The 16,472-nt window shown below is 52.9% G+C and carries 12 protein-coding genes and 1 pseudogene; 4 read left to right on the forward strand and 9 right to left on the reverse strand.

Translation table 11 applies throughout. From position 1 onward, the window contains the following. Positions 1 to 164: 164 nt before the first annotated feature. From BGK49_RS06255 to gltB, 3 genes and pseudogenes are all read right to left on the reverse strand, one after another. Positions 165 to 371 (reverse strand): annotated as a pseudogene (locus BGK49_RS06255) (DUF1016 N-terminal domain-containing protein); the annotation flags it as partial. 183 nt (positions 372 to 554) lie between these two features. Beyond that, positions 555 to 1,973 carry a glutamate synthase subunit GltD gene (gene gltD / locus BGK49_RS06260; RefSeq protein WP_000081674.1) on the reverse strand — a complete coding sequence of 473 codons (1,419 nt, stop codon included), beginning with the start codon at positions 1,971 to 1,973 and terminating at the stop codon, positions 555 to 557. Between the two features lie 12 nt (positions 1,974 to 1,985). Beyond that, positions 1,986 to 6,446, reverse strand: a complete 4,461-nt coding sequence (gene gltB / locus BGK49_RS06265; RefSeq protein WP_005028970.1) for a glutamate synthase large subunit — start codon at positions 6,444 to 6,446, stop codon at positions 1,986 to 1,988. Positions 6,447 to 7,119: 673 nt separating this feature from the next. Between gltB and BGK49_RS06270 the strand changes: the two genes are divergently transcribed. The 4 genes from BGK49_RS06270 (at position 7,120) to mtgA (ending at position 12,089) form a co-directional block, all read left to right on the forward strand. Further along, positions 7,120 to 8,049: a TIGR01212 family radical SAM protein gene (locus tag BGK49_RS06270; RefSeq protein WP_005044260.1), complete on the forward strand. Its 930-nt coding sequence runs from the start codon at positions 7,120 to 7,122 to the stop codon at positions 8,047 to 8,049. 95 nt (positions 8,050 to 8,144) lie between these two features. Beyond that, positions 8,145 to 10,481, forward strand: a complete 2,337-nt coding sequence (arcB, locus tag BGK49_RS06275; protein ID WP_000809767.1) for an aerobic respiration two-component sensor histidine kinase ArcB — start codon at positions 8,145 to 8,147, stop codon at positions 10,479 to 10,481. A 229-nt stretch (positions 10,482 to 10,710) separates the two neighbouring features. Beyond that, positions 10,711 to 11,364: an isoprenoid biosynthesis glyoxalase ElbB gene (gene elbB / locus BGK49_RS06280; protein ID WP_005028964.1), complete on the forward strand. Its 654-nt coding sequence runs from the start codon at positions 10,711 to 10,713 to the stop codon at positions 11,362 to 11,364. After that, on the forward strand, positions 11,361 to 12,089 hold the full coding sequence (gene mtgA / locus BGK49_RS06285) for a monofunctional biosynthetic peptidoglycan transglycosylase (protein WP_000047091.1): 729 nt from the start codon (positions 11,361 to 11,363) through the stop codon (positions 12,087 to 12,089). The genes elbB and mtgA overlap by 4 nt, the downstream gene beginning before the upstream one ends. On the opposite strand, the gene yrbL is transcribed toward mtgA, so the two are convergent. The 6 genes from yrbL to rpoN form a co-directional block, all read right to left on the reverse strand. Continuing rightward, positions 12,086 to 12,718 (reverse strand): PhoP regulatory network protein YrbL, encoded by a 633-nt coding sequence (yrbL, locus tag BGK49_RS06290; protein WP_000620401.1) that lies wholly within the window; start codon positions 12,716 to 12,718, stop codon positions 12,086 to 12,088. The genes mtgA and yrbL overlap by 4 nt on opposite strands. Positions 12,719 to 12,931: 213 nt before the next feature. Then, positions 12,932 to 13,204: a PTS phosphocarrier protein NPr gene (gene npr, locus BGK49_RS06295; RefSeq protein ID WP_000216791.1), complete on the reverse strand. Its 273-nt coding sequence runs from the start codon at positions 13,202 to 13,204 to the stop codon at positions 12,932 to 12,934. Further along, positions 13,201 to 14,055 (reverse strand): RNase adapter RapZ, encoded by an 855-nt coding sequence (gene rapZ, locus BGK49_RS06300; RefSeq protein WP_000243741.1) that lies wholly within the window; start codon positions 14,053 to 14,055, stop codon positions 13,201 to 13,203. The genes npr and rapZ overlap by 4 nt, the downstream gene beginning before the upstream one ends. Positions 14,056 to 14,100: 45 nt before the next feature. Beyond that, positions 14,101 to 14,592, reverse strand: a complete 492-nt coding sequence (ptsN, locus tag BGK49_RS06305; protein WP_000183676.1) for a PTS IIA-like nitrogen regulatory protein PtsN — start codon at positions 14,590 to 14,592, stop codon at positions 14,101 to 14,103. A 117-nt stretch (positions 14,593 to 14,709) separates the two neighbouring features. After that, positions 14,710 to 14,997: a ribosome hibernation promoting factor gene (gene hpf / locus BGK49_RS06310; RefSeq protein ID WP_001176597.1), complete on the reverse strand. Its 288-nt coding sequence runs from the start codon at positions 14,995 to 14,997 to the stop codon at positions 14,710 to 14,712. Between the two features lie 22 nt (positions 14,998 to 15,019). Beyond that, on the reverse strand, positions 15,020 to 16,453 hold the full coding sequence (rpoN, locus tag BGK49_RS06315) for an RNA polymerase factor sigma-54 (protein ID WP_000809051.1): 1,434 nt from the start codon (positions 16,451 to 16,453) through the stop codon (positions 15,020 to 15,022). Between the last annotated feature and the right edge of the window lie 19 nt (positions 16,454 to 16,472).

Raw genomic sequence — 16,472 nt, forward strand, 5'->3', positions numbered from 1 at the left:
GCAACGAGCTGCTGTTTAAATTCGGGAGGATAATTAGGGCAGCCTTTTCGCCTGCCGGGATTCACATTTTTCTGCATATCTGACACTTTGGTTCCCACTACTTATTTGGTGGACACCACTTTGTCTAATTCGTCAGATTCTGACCAGACGGTTCAGGCTGTACGCTTACTGATTAGCTGCGCACCATACGCAGCCCTTGCCTCGCCACCTTGTTCAAATTCGACAATTCGTCGGCCAATTTCCCAGTATGTCGCGGTCATCAGCGCGTTAACGCTACGTACCGTTTCCGTCCGGGCGCTATCGACCAGGTGAATAATACCGTCGTGGATTTGCTGGTAGCCTGTTGAGGTTCTCTCTGAGAGCGATTCCATTATCTGTCCCTTTATATGGCGCTGCGTTGAATAATGGAATCAGCTATACGCCGGGCATCTACCGGTAACAATCCAGATGAGCGTATTACATTGGTTTTCTTCAGATTATGCGAGGCGCTTTCCAGAAAGAAAGGAGAATTTCAGCGCCGACTCTTTTCTGGGGAGGCGGCGCTGGGACAGAGCTTAAACTTCCAGCCAGTTCATAATACCGTCTGCCGCCTTACGACCTTCGGCAATAGCGGTTACCACCAGATCGGAACCACGGACGATATCGCCGCCAGCAAAGATTTTCGGGTTGCTGGTCTGGAAGGCGTTGTCGCTGCCTTCCGGGGCGATGATGCGGCCTTGTGAATCCAGCTCGACGCTGTGTTTTGCCAGCCATTCCATGTTGTGTGGACGGAAACCAAACGCCATGATCACTGCATCTGCCGGAACGATATGTTCGGAACCTGCAACGATCTCCGCGCGGCGACGGCCTTTGGCATCCGGTTCGCCCATTTCGGTACGTACCATTTTTACGCCGCTGACTTTGCCGTTACCGTTCACTTCAATCCCCAGTGGCTGGACGTTGAATTTGAACTCTACGCCTTCTTCCCGCGCGTTTTTCACTTCGCGGCGGGAACCCGGCATGTTCTCTTCATCACGACGATAGGCACAGGTAACGTGCTTCGCTCCCTGGCGCACGGACGTACGCACGCAGTCCATCGCAGTGTCGCCACCGCCAAGGACCACCACGCGTTTGCCTTCCATGCTGACGAACGGTTCGTCGCGGGTTTCACCAAAGCCCATTAACTGTTTGGTGTTGGCGATAAGGAACGGCAGCGCTGCGTACACGCCATCGGCGTCTTCGTTTTCCAGCCCGCCGCGCATTGACTGATAAGTCCCGACGCCAAGGAAGACGGCATCGTAATCACTCAGCAGATCGTCCAGCTGCACGTCGCGGCCCACTTCAGTATTGAGTTTGAATTCAATACCCATGCCGGTGAAGATTTCACGGCGACGCGTCATTACCTCTTTTTCCAGCTTGAAGGCCGGAATACCGAAGGTCAGCAGCCCGCCAATTTCTGGATGACGGTCGAAGACAACGGCTTTTACGCCGTTACGCGTCAGGACATCCGCACACGCCAGACCTGCCGGGCCTGCGCCGATAATCGCCACTTTTTTACCGGTTTGCTTCACGCCGGACATATCCGGACGCCAGCCCATTTCGAACGCTTTATCATTGATATAACGCTCAATGTTGCCGATGGTCACCGCGCCAAACTCATCGTTCAGAGTGCAGGAACCTTCGCACAGACGGTCTTGCGGGCAGACTCGTCCGCAAACTTCCGGCAGGGTGTTGGTCTGGTGCGACAGTTCCGCCGCTTCAAAAATACGCCCCTCGTTGGCGAGCTTCAGCCAGTTCGGGATGTAGTTGTGTACCGGACATTTCCACTCGCAGTATGGGTTGCCGCACGACAGGCAGCGGTCAGCCTGCGCTTTGGCCTGGCCTTCGGAAAACGGCTCGTAAATTTCAACAAACTCAATTTTGCGGATCTTCAGCGGTTTCTTAGGCGGATCAACGCGCTGCAGGTCGATAAATTGATAAACATTCTGACTCATTGTTGCTACCCCTTACTGCGCCTGCACGCGCAACTCTGCTGCGCTACGACTACGGTGACCCAGCAGTGCTTTTACATCACTGGACTTCGGTTTAACCAGCGCAAATTTAGTGGCGAAGGTTGACCAGTTCGCCAGAATCTCTTCACCGCGCTGAGAGCCAGTATGCTGAACATGCTCGGTGATAAGACCGCGCAGATGCTCTTCATGGATCGCCAGATCGTCAACGTTTAAGACCTCGACCAGTTCCGGGTTAACGCGTTTGCGGAAATCACCGCTTTCATCGAGAACGTAAGCGAAGCCGCCGGTCATGCCCGCACCGAAGTTAACGCCGGTTTTACCCAGAATACAGACAATACCGCCCGTCATATATTCACAGCCGTTGTCGCCAATGCCTTCTACCACGGTGATAGCACCGGAGTTCCGCACGCCGAAACGTTCACCCGCGCGGCCTGCGGCATACAGACGACCACCGGTCGCGCCATACAGGCAGGTGTTGCCGATAATACTTGCTTCATGGCTGCGGAAGGCGGAACCAACCGGAGGACGAATGGCGATTAAGCCGCCCGCCATGCCTTTACCGACATAGTCGTTGGCATCCCCGGTCAGGTACAGTTCCACGCCGCCCGCGTTCCATACACCGAAACTCTGGCCTGCGGTGCCGTTGAAGTACGCTTTGATAGGATCGGCTGCCAGCCCCTGATCGCCGTGCGTCTGGGCGATATAGCCTGAAAGCGACGCGCCCACGGAGCGATCGGTATTGCGGATATCGAACCAGAAGGTTTTGCTCTGGCGTTCATCGACAAACGGTTTCGCCTGTTGCAGCAACTGCGCGTTCAGCAGGCCGTTATCAAACGGCGGGTTGTTTTCGGTGCAGTAGAGTGCCTTACCTGGATGCGGTTCGGCGGTCTCCAGCAGCTTCGACAGCGCCAGTTTCTGCTGTTTGGCGGTGAAACCGTCCAGCTCTTTCAGCAGGTCGGTGCGACCAATCAGATCCACCAGCCGCGTTACCCCCAGCTGTGCCATCAGCTCGCGGGTTTCACGGGCGATAAACTCAAAGTAATTCGTCACCTTGAACGGCAGGCCGTGATAGTGATTCTTACGCAGTTTGTCATCCTGAGTTGCCACACCCGTTGCGCAGTTGTTCAGGTGGCAAATACGCAGATATTTACAGCCGAGCGCGACCATTGGGCCAGTGCCGAAGCCGAAGCTTTCTGCGCCGAGAATCGCCGCTTTGATGATATCAACACCGGTTTTCAGGCCGCCATCGACCTGCAAACGGATCTTATGACGCAGACCATTGGCAACCAGCGCCTGCTGGGTTTCAACAAGCCCCAGCTCCCACGGGCAACCTGCGTATTTCACTGACGACAGCGGGCTTGCGCCGGTGCCACCGTCATAGCCTGCGATGGTGATTAAATCGGCATAAGCTTTTGCCACGCCAGTCGCGATGGTGCCTACGCCCGGTTCGGAAACCAGCTTCACGGAGATCATCGCTTTCGGGTTAACCTGCTTGAGGTCGAAAATGAGCTGCGCTAAGTCCTCGATAGAGTAGATATCGTGGTGCGGCGGCGGGGAGATCAGCGTCACTCCGGGCACCGAATAGCGCAGTTTGGCTATGTAAGGAGTGACTTTGTCGCCCGGCAACTGACCGCCTTCGCCCGGCTTCGCGCCCTGGGCGACTTTAATCTGAATGACGTCGGCATTGACCAGATACGCCGGAGTAACGCCGAAGCGACCAGAAGCCACCTGCTTGATGCGCGACACTTTGTTAGTGCCATAGCGCGCCGGGTCTTCGCCGCCTTCACCGGAGTTCGAGTTACCGCCGATGCTATTCATCGCTTCCGCCAGCGCCTCGTGGGCTTCCGGGCTTAACGCGCCGATAGACATCGCGGCGGTATCAAAGCGTTTAAACAGTTCGCTTGCCGGTTCAACATCAGCAATGTTGACCGCGTTTTCACCCGGCGTAATTGCCAGCAGATCGCGCAGCGTGGTTGCCGGACGCTCATTAACCAGCTTCGCGTATTCCTGATAGTCGCTGTACTCGCCGCTTTGTACCGCCTGTTGCAGCGTGCGCACCACGTCCGGGTTGTAAGCGTGGTATTCGCCGCCGTGGACGTATTTCAGCAGGCCGCCCTGGCTGATGGGCTTACGCGCCAGCCAGGCACGTTTCGACAGGTTCAGCAGATCCTGCTGGAAGTCTTCAAAGCTCGCCCCACCAGTGCGGCTGACCGCCCCCTGGAAGCACAGGCCCACTACATCATCGTGCAGACCGACCGCTTCAAACAGTTTCGAGCAGCGGTAAGAGGCGATGGTGGAGATGCCCATTTTGGACATGATTTTGTACAAGCCTTTGTTGATGCCGTTACGGTAGTTGAGCATCACGGTACGATAATCTTTGGCAATCGCATGGGTGTCTACCAGGCGGCCCAGCGTTTCATAGGCAAGGTATGGATAAATAGCCGTCGCGCCGAAGCCCAGCAACACGGCGAAGTGGTGCGGATCGCGGGCGCTGGCGGTTTCGACGATGATGTTGGCATCGCAACGCAGGCTTTGATCGACCAGACGGGTCTGGATCGCGCCAACCGCCATCGGGGCTGGAACCGGCAGGCGATCTTTAGCGATATTCCGGTCGGAGAGCACCAGCAGCACGGTGCCGCTACGTACCATTTTTTCGGCTTTGTCGCACAGCTCTTTGACTGTCGCTTCGAGCGTGGTTTTAGTGACGTCAAAGGTGATATCCAGCGTATCTGCGCGGTAGTGCTCCTCTTTCATCGTCGTGAGCTGTTTGAAATCGGAGTAGAGCAGAATCGGCGATTTAAAGCTTAAACGGTGCGCCTGGCCCTCTGCTTCGCAAAAGACGTTCATTTCACGACCGATACTGGTGGCGAGCGACATAACATGCGCTTCACGCAGCGGGTCGATTGGCGGGTTAGTCACCTGGGCAAACTGCTGGCGGAAGTAGTCGTAAATAATGCGCGGCTGACTGGAGAGCACGGCGAATGGGGTATCATCGCCCATCGAACCGACCGCTTCCTGACCGTTTTCGCCCAGTACGCGAATTACGGAGTCCAGCTCTTCCGCGCTGTAGTTAAACTGTTTCTGGTAGCTGGCAAGCGTGTCGTCGTCCAGTTCGCGGCTACCCACTTCTTCATCGGGCAGATCTTCAAACGGTACCAGTCGGCGGACGTTTTTCTCCATCCACTCTTTATATGGATGGCGGCTTTTCAGATCGTCATCGGTTTCTGCCGAGTGCAGAATACGCCCACTGCGGGTGTCGATAACCATCAGTTCGCCTGGCCCGACGCGGCCTTTTTCGACCACTTCGTCAGGCTGGTAATCCCAGATACCGACTTCAGAGGCGCAGGTGATGAGCTTATCTTTGGTGATGACGTAGCGCGCCGGACGCAGACCGTTACGGTCGAGGTTACAGGCGGCAAAACGACCGTCGGACATCACGATGCCCGCCGGGCCATCCCACGGCTCCATATGCATGGAGTTAAAGTCAAAGAAGGCACGCAGTTCCGGGTCCATATCCGGGTTGTTCTGCCAGGCGGGTGGCACTAACAGACGCATGGCGCGGATGATATCCATCCCGCCTGCCAGCAGCAGTTCCAGCATGTTATCCATCGAACTGGAGTCAGAGCCGGTTTCGTTGACGAACGGTGCGGCGTCGTGCAGATCAGGGATAAGCGGCGTCTGGAATTTATAGGTACGCGCACGCGCCCATTGGCGGTTACCGGTGATGGTGTTGATTTCACCGTTATGCGCCAGGTAGCGGAACGGCTGCGCCAGCGGCCAGCGCGGTACGGTGTTAGTGGAGAAGCGCTGGTGGAACAGGCAGATGGCCGATTCCAGACGCAGGTCCGCAAGATCCAGATAAAAGCGCGGCAGATCCGCCGGCATACACAGACCTTTATAGATGTTCACCAGATTCGACAGGCTACAGACGTAGAAGTCTTTGTCGGCTTCGAGACGCTTTTCAATGCGGCGGCGGGCGATAAACAGACGGCGCTCCATATCCCGCGGACGCCAGCCTGCCGGAGCGTTAACGAAAATTTGCTCAATGCGGGGCAGAGAGGAGAGGGCGATTTCACCCAGCACGCCTTCGTTAGTGGGGACATCACGCCAGCCCACAATCGACAAGGTTTCGCGTTGCAGCTCTTCTTCAACGATGCGGCGTGCGGCAGCCGCGAGTTCAGGATCTTTATTCAGGAAGAGCATCCCGACAGCGTAGTTTTTTGCTAAACGCCAGCCGCGCTCCTGCGCAACGATGCGAAAAAAGCGATCCGGTTTTTGTAACAGCAAGCCGCAACCGTCACCGGTTTTACCATCGGCGAGAATCGCGCCACGGTGCTGCATGCGGGCCAGTGCGTGTATTGCAGTACGCACTACCTTGTGGCTAGGTTCGCCTTCTATGTGGGCGATCAGGCCGAAACCACAGTTATCCCTCTCAAGGGATTTATCGTACAACATATCGTGAACCTCCCCCAGGCTCTGCGGGAACCCCACTTCCGAACCGCTGCGCACGGGCACAGAAAGAGCGTGGCGACGGGGGTTGCGTGTCATACGCGCGCCTCGCATTCGCCCCCTTGTTGTCCTTTTCGCATCGGTTAATACGGTGAAGAGGGGATCTCAATTACTGCATAAATATGATGAGCAGGCTGCTCATCCAGAAAGCTTCCAGCGGATTTCCAACTTATCGGGAAAGCTGATACAGGTCAAATGGCAAGCTTATTGGTACAGAAATGTGCTTTAGCGCAAAATTCTTTATTAACTAACTGAAATTAAATGAATTTTATCTTTAAGGCTAAAAGGGAAGTCGTTAGAGAAACAGTCAATTCCTGACTGTCATAAAGGCGTGTTAACCCTTATCCTGCCTTGAACTGACGAGAAAACCAGCATTTTATACTGCCTTAATTGGTAATGACGTTTCATGCTACTGTTTTTGCCTAAAATCCATAAGGAGATAAAAAAATCTGACACAAGATAAGCAAAAGTGATTTATGTGATTATGCATGAAATTTCGGTAATTTTGATTGATTATGCAGTTGATAAAAGCAGGCCGGGACGATTGATCCAGGTCATCGCCGAATTGAGCTAAAAATGGCAGGCTTTGGCCTCTTTTCAAGGCGCGGTCTATCAGATTATGCAGTTACAGAAATTAGTCAATATGTTTGGTGGTGATCTCACCCGTCGTTATGGGCAAAAGGTGCATAAGCTGACGCTGCACGGCGGTTTTAGCTGCCCTAACCGTGACGGTACCATCGGGCGTGGTGGCTGCACATTCTGTAATGTTGCCTCGTTTGCCGATGAAGCGCAGCAGCATCGTTCCATTGCCGAGCAACTGGAGCACCAGGCGAATTTAGTTAACCGCGCTAAACGCTATCTGGCCTACTTTCAGGCGTATACTAGCACCTTTGCGGAAGTTCAGGTGCTGCGTTCTATGTATCAGCAGGCGGTGAGCCAGGCCAATATTGTCGGTTTGTGTGTTGGTACCCGCCCGGACTGCGTGCCGGATGCGGTGCTGGATCTGCTTTGCGAATATAAGGACCAGGGTTACGAAGTGTGGCTGGAGCTGGGGCTACAAACCGCCCACGACAAAACACTGCATCGCATCAACCGCGGCCATGATTTTGCCTGTTATCAGCGTACAACCCAGCTGGCACGTCAGCGCGGGCTGAAGGTGTGTTCCCACTTAATTGTCGGCCTGCCTGGCGAAGGGCAGGCTGAATGTTTGCAAACGCTGGAGCGAGTGGTTGAAACCGGCGTGGACGGCATAAAGCTGCATCCGCTGCATATTGTGAAAGGCAGCATTATGGCGAAAGCCTGGGAAGCGGGGCGTTTGAACGGTATTGAACTGGAGGATTACACGCTCACTGCCGGAGAAATGATTCGCCATACGCCACCGGAAGTGATCTACCACCGCATTTCCGCCAGCGCCCGTCGCCCGACGCTGCTTGCTCCGCTGTGGTGCGAAAATCGATGGACGGGAATGGTCGAGCTGGATCGCTATCTGAATGAACATGGCGTACAGGGATCGGCGCTGGGACGTCCGTGGCTACCTCCAACGGAGTAGGTCGTTGAGGGGAATTCCGCATTTCTCACACAATTTATAACGTAACTGTCAGAATTGGGTATTATTGGGGCAGGTTGTCGTGAAGGAATTCCCTAATGAAGCAAATTCGTCTGCTGGCGCAGTATTATGTTGACCTGATGATGAAGTTAGGTCTGGTGCGCTTCTCAATGTTGCTGGCGCTGGCCCTCGTCGTTCTTGCCATTGTGGTACAAATGGCGGTAACCATGGTGCTGCATGGTCAGGTCGAAAGCATTGATGTTATTCGTTCTATCTTCTTTGGTTTGCTGATTACGCCGTGGGCGGTCTACTTTCTATCGGTGGTCGTCGAGCAACTGGAGGAGTCACGACAACGTCTGTCACGGCTGGTGCAAAAACTGGAGGAGATGCGCGAGCGCGATTTGAGCCTCAACGTTCAGTTAAAAGATAATATTGCCCAGCTAAATCAGGAAATTGCCGTTCGTGAAAAAGCGGAAGCAGAACTGCAGGAAACCTTCGGCCAACTGAAAATTGAAATCAAAGAGCGCGAAGAGACACAAATTCAGCTCGAGCAGCAATCCTCATTCTTACGTTCCTTCCTTGATGCTTCACCCGACCTGGTTTTTTATCGTAACGAAGATAAAGAGTTTTCCGGCTGTAACCGCGCGATGGAGCTGCTGACCGGAAAAAGCGAAAAACAACTGGTTCACCTGAAACCTGCTGATGTTTACTCACCGGAAGCCGCCGCAAAAGTCATTGAAACCGATGAAAAAGTGTTCCGTCATAATGTGTCACTGACCTATGAACAGTGGCTGGATTACCCGGACGGGCGCAAAGCCTGCTTTGAAATCCGTAAAGTGCCGTACTACGACCGCGTGGGTAAACGTCACGGTTTGATGGGCTTTGGTCGCGACATTACCGAGCGTAAGCGGTATCAGGATGCGCTTGAACGGGCCAGCCGCGACAAAACGACGTTTATCTCCACCATCAGTCACGAATTGCGTACACCGCTGAACGGTATCGTCGGTCTGAGCCGCATTCTGCTGGATACCGAACTCACCGCCGAGCAGGAAAAATATCTCAAGACCATCCATGTTTCGGCCGTCACGCTGGGGAATATCTTTAACGATATTATCGACATGGATAAGATGGAACGGCGCAAGGTCCAGCTTGATAATCAACCGGTTGATTTCACCAGCTTCCTTGCCGATCTGGAAAATCTCTCCGCATTGCAGGCGCAACAAAAAGGATTGCGCTTTAACCTGGAGCCGACGCTGCCATTACCGCATCAGGTCATTACCGACGGGACGCGTTTACGGCAGATCCTGTGGAACCTCATCAGTAACGCCGTCAAATTCACCCAGCAAGGCCAGGTTACCGTGCGCGTGCGCTACGATGAAGGCGATATGCTGCATTTTGAAGTGGAAGACTCTGGTATCGGCATTCCGCAGGATGAGCTGGATAAAATTTTCGCCATGTATTACCAGGTGAAAGACAGTCATGGCGGTAAACCTGCCACCGGCACCGGTATTGGTCTGGCCGTTTCTCGTCGTCTGGCGAAAAATATGGGCGGCGATATTACGGTTACCAGCGAACAGGGCAAAGGTTCAACCTTTACGTTGACGATCCACGCACCGTCGGTAGCAGAAGAGGTCGATGATGCGTTTGATGAAGACGATATGCCTTTACCGGCGCTGAATGTGCTGCTGGTGGAAGACATTGAACTGAACGTGATTGTTGCGCGTTCTGTGCTGGAAAAATTAGGTAACAGCGTTGATGTCGCCATGACCGGCAAGGCGGCGCTGGAGATGTTTAAACCGGGCGAATACGACCTGGTGTTGCTGGATATTCAGTTGCCAGATATGACCGGGCTGGATATCTCTCGTGAACTGACGAAGCGTTATCCGCGCGAGGATTTACCGCCGCTGGTGGCCTTAACCGCTAACGTGCTGAAAGACAAACAAGAGTACCTCAATGCTGGAATGGATGATGTGCTGAGTAAGCCGCTTTCGGTTCCGGCGCTAACCGCGATGATCAAGAAATTCTGGGATACCCAGGATGATGAGGAGAGTACGGTGACGACAGAAGAGAACAGTAAATCAGAAGCATTGCTCGATATTCTCATGCTGGAACAGTATCTCGAACTTGTAGGACCGAAGCTGATCACCGACGGGTTAGCGGTGTTTGAGAAGATGATGCCGGGCTATGTCAGCGTGCTGGAGTCGAATCTGACGGCGCAGGATAAAAAAGGCATTGTTGAGGAAGGACATAAAATTAAAGGTGCGGCGGGGTCAGTGGGGTTACGCCATCTGCAACAGCTGGGTCAGCAAATTCAGTCTCCTGACCTTCCTGCCTGGGAAGATAACGTCGGTGAATGGATTGAAGAGATGAAAGAAGAGTGGCGTCACGACGTAGAAGTGCTGAAAGCGTGGGTGGCAAAAGCCACTAAAAAATGACCCCGGCTAGACCGGGGTGCGCGAATACTGCGCCAACACCAGGGAAATCTTGGCTGCGCCGTAAATTATTATGATGAGTTACAAGGGCACAGCACTGTTTTTCAGGCCGCACGCAGTTAAGATAGCAAAACTTAAATGATTTGTTACATGAATCAGTTAAATGTGTGATGCGTACCATTTTTATTAAAAAAATTAATGAGTTTCAGTCAATTGCGAAAGGATGATCACAATGAAGAAAATTGGCGTAATTCTGAGCGGATGCGGCGTCTATGACGGTTCTGAAATTCATGAAGCGGTGTTGACGTTGTTAGCTATTTCACGCAGCGGTGCGCAGGCGGTCTGCTTTGCACCGGATAAGCAGCAGGTTGATGTTATCAACCATTTAACTGGCGAAGCGATGACGGAAACGCGCAACGTGCTGATTGAAGCGGCACGAATAACGCGCGGTGAAATCCGTCCTCTGGCCCAGGCCGATGCCACTGAACTGGATGCGTTGATTGTGCCGGGGGGGTTTGGCGCGGCGAAGAATTTAAGCAATTTTGCCACTCTTGGTAGCGAATGCACCGTTGACCGTGAATTAAAGGCGCTGGCACAAGCGATGCATCAGGCCGGAAAACCGCTTGGTTTTATGTGTATTGCCCCGGCGATGCTGCCGAAAATTTTCGATTTCCCGCTGCGTTTGACCATCGGTACTGATATCGATACCGCAGAAGTGCTGGAAGAGATGGGCGCGGAGCATGTGCCCTGTCCTGTCGATGATATCGTGGTTGATGAAGACAATAAGATTGTCACCACCCCAGCATATATGCTGGCGCAGAACATTGCAGAAGCGGCGAGCGGCATTGATAAGCTGGTTTCCCGCGTGCTGGTTCTGGCTGAATGAGTAAAAGCCGCTTAACGGTGTTTAGTTTCGTTCGCCGTTTTCTTTTGCGGTTAATGGTTGTCCTCGCCGTTTTCTGGGGCGGGGGCATCGCGTTGTTTAGTGTTGCGCCTGTTCCCTTCTCAGCGGTAATGGTCGAGCGACAGGTCAGCGCCTGGCTGCATGGCAATTTTCGTTACGTGGCACATTCTGACTGGGTCAGTATGGATCAAATCTCGCCGTGGATGGGACTGGCGGTGATTGCCGCAGAAGATCAGAAATTTCCTGAGCACTGGGGCTTTGATGTCGCTTCCATTGAGAAAGCCCTGGCGCACAACGAGCGCAATGAAAACCGTATTCGCGGTGCTTCAACGATTTCTCAGCAGACGGCCAAAAATCTCTTTTTATGGGATGGGCGTAGCTGGGTACGAAAAGGGCTGGAAGCTGGATTAACGCTGGGGATAGAAACAGTCTGGAGCAAAAAGCGTATCCTGACGGTTTACCTGAATATCGCCGAATTTGGCGACGGTGTGTTTGGCGTCGAAGCTGCGGCACAACGTTATTTCCACAAACCCGCGAGCAAACTTACCCGGTCGGAAGCTGCATTACTGGCAGCTGTATTACCTAATCCACTTCGTTTCAAAGTCTCCTCGCCATCGGGCTACGTGCGTAGCCGTCAGGCGTGGATTTTACGGCAGATGTATCAGTTAGGCGGTGAGCCGTTTATGCAACAACACCAGCTGGATTAAGCTTCGCGCGAAGTGAGGGCCAGCGTTTTGCTCTCACGAGGTTGCAGATCTTTCTGCAGGGCAATAGCCAGCGCCGGTTGGGCGATAAATCGTTTCCATAACCGCTCTTGCTTACGCAGACAACACCACTTCGACCAGGTCGCCAGTGGAATCAATGTGCTTTCACCAATGTTGTCGCAGACGACCGGGATAACCTCTGACTCACTGATGTGGTGACAGAGGATATTCTGCGGCTTCAGCGACATCGTCACGATACGGTTATCCTGCAAATAACGCTTCAGCTGTTTCAGTAGCTGGCGCAGTTGTGCAATGTCTTCTTCGTAACGGCATTGTTCAGCAAATTCGGTCAGCGTAATGGAGGGTTTGCCGTCAAAATCTGCAATCACATCGTAGACATAACCGGTTCCGCAATCCGTCTCAACGGTACCGTGATAGCGCGGTATTCCACTCCAGTCTTTTAACCGGCGACCAAGATGCGCGTAGTACTTTAACTCACGGCGGATCTCTTTATCGCCACCATCGCCACGATGGTAGACAATCTTGATACAGCGTTGGGCATCTTCCGGATGCGCATAACATTTCCGATGTCTTCCGGTGCCCAGGGGACTTTGTTCAGATAAGCGAATCATGCCATCTCCTGGAAATATTTTCTGACGATCTCCAGTATGGTCGATTAACTTAAACAAAACCTAAACAATGCCTCTTAAGGTTTTCTTAAGGTTCTTCTGAAAGTGAAAAGCGCACAAAATGTACAAATGACGTTGATTGAGAACGATTTCAGTACGTGATTTTCTTATTGTCGGGGGGAGTTTGAAGGGAGTTGTATGTCAAAGTGATGAAGATTAATCTTCATCAAAACCAGAGTTAAAGAGGGCGATAACGGCGGCCAGTGCTTCCTCTTCCTGTGGGCCGGTCGCTTCAACTTCAATCTGCCGTCCTTTGGCAGAATCCAACATCAGCAGCGCAATAACGCTGTTGGCTTCGGCCTCGGTGCCTTCGTCATTACGTAACAGCACTTCAGCGTCAAAACCCTGCATTAATTCAAACAGCTTCATTGCAGGCCGGGCATGCATGCCCAGCTTGTTTGTGATTTCAACAGTTTGCTTGACGGTCATGGTTTACGTTTTTCCAGCGTACGATGGCGTGACTGGACGTTTTTACCGCGCGAGCGGAAGTAGTCTGCCAGTTGCTCTGCAATATACACCGAACGGTGCTTCCCGCCGGTACAACCAATGGCGACCGTCAAGTAGCTACGGTTGTTGGTTTCCAGCATAGGTAACCATAGCTCAAGATAGCTTCGCGTCTGGTAGATAAAATTGTGTACTTCTGTGTGGCGGTCGAGGAACGCGGCGACAGGTTTATCAAGACCTGTCATTGGACGCAGTTTCGGATCCCAGTGCGGGTTCGGCAAGAAGCGCACGTCAAAGACGTAATCTGCATCGATAGGGATACCGTGTTTGAAGCCGAAAGACTCAAAGACCATGGTCAGTTCGCGTTCACGTTTACCCAGCAGACGGGTACGCAGCATTTCAGCCAGCTCGTGAACGGACATTTCTGAGGTATCGACAATCAGATCCGCTCGCGAACGCAGAGGCTCCAGCAAATCGCTTTCTTTGTCGATAGCACTTTCCAGCGACAGGTTTTTGCTGGAAAGCGGATGCAGTCGGCGCGTGTCACTGTAACGACGAATTAAGGTATTACGGTCGGCATCCAGGAACAGGAGTTGCGGTGAGAAAGCGTCAGGCAGGTTACTCATCGCCTGTTCGAATATTTCTGGTGACTCCGGCATATTACGAACATCAATGCTGACGGCGGCAGAAATCTCGCGATCGGCCAGGGTTCGAGCCAGATCGGGTAACAACACTACGGGAAGGTTATCCACGCAGTAAAAACCCATATCTTCCAGCGCACGCAGGGCGACAGATTTACCTGAACCTGAACGTCCGCTGACGATCATCAGTACCATGTACTGTTTCTCCTCACAACGTCTAAAAGAGACATTACCGAATAACTACGCTTCATCCGGAGTACCTTCGGTATCCGTAATGATTTGATACAGCTCTTCATCGCTCTGGGCTGCGCGTAAACGGCGGCAGATGGTTTTGTCCGCCAGACGTTTCGCCACCAGCGACAGAGTATGCAGGTGCGTTTTAGTTTGGTCTGCCGGCACCAGCAGGGCAAAAAGTAAGTCCACCGGTTGGTTGTCGATGGCATCGAAAGCTATAGGCGTTTCGAGCTGAACGAAAACGCCAACGGCGCGCAGAGTATCTTCTTCCAGTTTGCCATGCGGAATGGCAATACCATTGCCGATACCGGTACTGCCCATTTTTTCCCGCGTCAGGATAGCTTCAAAAACCACCTGAGGCGGCAGGCTAAGTTGTTTCGCCGCCAGCTCGCTGATGATTTCCAGGGCGCGTTTTTTGCTCTGACAGTGAACGCGGCTTCGCGTACATTCCCTGTTAAGAACACTGCTAAGCTGTAGAGTTGTATCATTATTTGTCATAATTTCACCTAAGAACCTGCCCACTCAAACAGTGGAACAGGCTCGGAGCATTAACCGTACAAATGGCCCGTTGTGCCGCACAACAGGCCGCCATGCACATGCTAATTGCCCGGACAATTAGTGTTGTTTCAGTTTATCTTTATGTTTGGTCAACTGGCGTGCCAGCTTATCAATTAAGCCATCAATGGCAGCGTACATGTCCTGACCTTCCGCGCTGGCATGAATTTCACCACCGTTTACATGCAGTGTTGCATCTGAGGTGTGGGTGACTTTCTCCACTTTCAGAACAACATAGACCTGGTTGATTCGGTCAAAATATTGCTCAAGTTTGGCAAATTTGGCTCTAACAAATTCGCGCAGTGCCTCGGTGATCTCGACGTTATTTCCGGTAATGTTGAGCTGCATAGTGTCTTCCTTATCGGTTGGGTCAAACGAGCTGTTTACGCTGGTTTGACGGCGGAATGGATAAAGACTCTCGGTACTTCGCAACAGTGCGGCGTGCCACCATGATACCTTGTTCCGACAGCAAAGAGGTTAACTTGCTGTCGCTCAACGGTTTCGCTGGGTTTTCCGCCGCGATTAATTTCTTCACCAGCGCACGAATCGCCGTGGAGGAAGCTTCGCCGCCGCCCTCGGTATTGACGTGACTGGAAAAGAAATACTTCAGTTCAAAAATGCCTCGTGGACTATGCAGGTATTTTTGCGTGGTCACGCGAGATATCGTCGATTCATGCATTTCGACAGCCTGGGCGATATCGGCCAGTACCATCGGTTTCATATATTCTTCACCTTGCTCAAAGAAGGCTTGCTGCTGTTCAACGATACAGCGACTCACGCGCAGTAGCGTATCGTTACGGCTTTCCAGACTCTTGATCAACCATTTGGCATCCTGCAGATTGCTGCGGATAAACTGGCTGTCACCATCGTTGCGCGCGTTATTGCACATCGAGGCGTAGTGCTGGTTGATTTGCAGACGCGGAATGCTGTCACTGTTGAGTTCTACCGTCCAGTGACCGTTATGCTTACGCACCAGCACATCTGGAATGACATACTCAGGTTCGCCAGTCTGGATCGACTGCCCGGGGCGCGGATCGAGCGACTGGATCAGATTGACGGCTTCTTTCAGCACATCTTCTTTCAGACGCGTGACGCGCATTAAAGTGCGGAAGTCGTGATTGGCTAACAGATCGAGATGATCGCTAATGATCAGTCTGGCCTCTTCCAGCCACGGCGTGGTTTTATCGAATTGGGAGAGTTGGATTAGCAGGCAGTCACGCAGATCTTTTGCCGCTACACCGACCGGATCAAACCGTTGGATCCGCTTAAGGACGGCTTCAACCTCGTCGATGTCGATCTCTTCATCGCCCATACTTTCGAGAATATCTTCCAGCGGGACAGTCAGATAACCGGTGTCATCAACGGCATCGACGATAGAGGTAGCAATAGCGCGGTCAGTGTCGGAAAACGGTGTCAGCTCGACCTGCCACATCAGGTAATCCTGCAAGGTCTGCGTCGTTTCGCCCTGATAGACCGGCAGCTCATCGTCAATGTAGTCACCGCTGGTGCCGGATGGTGTACCAGCGGTGTAAATGGTGTCCCAACTGGCATCGAGCGGCAGCTCTTCCGGCATCTCTTTTTGTTCGAGCGCGTCGGCGGTGTCCAGCGTTTCACTGTCTTGCGTTTCGCGGGTGTCGATTTCTTCATGAGTGTCGATTTGCTCAAGCAGCGGATTACTCTCCAGCGCCTGCTGTAGCTCCTGCTGAAGTTCCAGCGTCGACAACTGCAACAGACGAATCGCCTGTTGAAGCTGTGGCGTCATCGCCAGTTGTTGGCTAAGCCTGAGTTGCAAACCTTGCTTCATGTTCAGAATCGTACTCTCC

This window comes from Shigella sp. FC1544 (genome assembly GCF_001722145.1).
In the GTDB taxonomy this organism is placed as follows: Bacteria; Pseudomonadota; Gammaproteobacteria; order Enterobacterales; family Enterobacteriaceae; genus Escherichia; species Escherichia coli.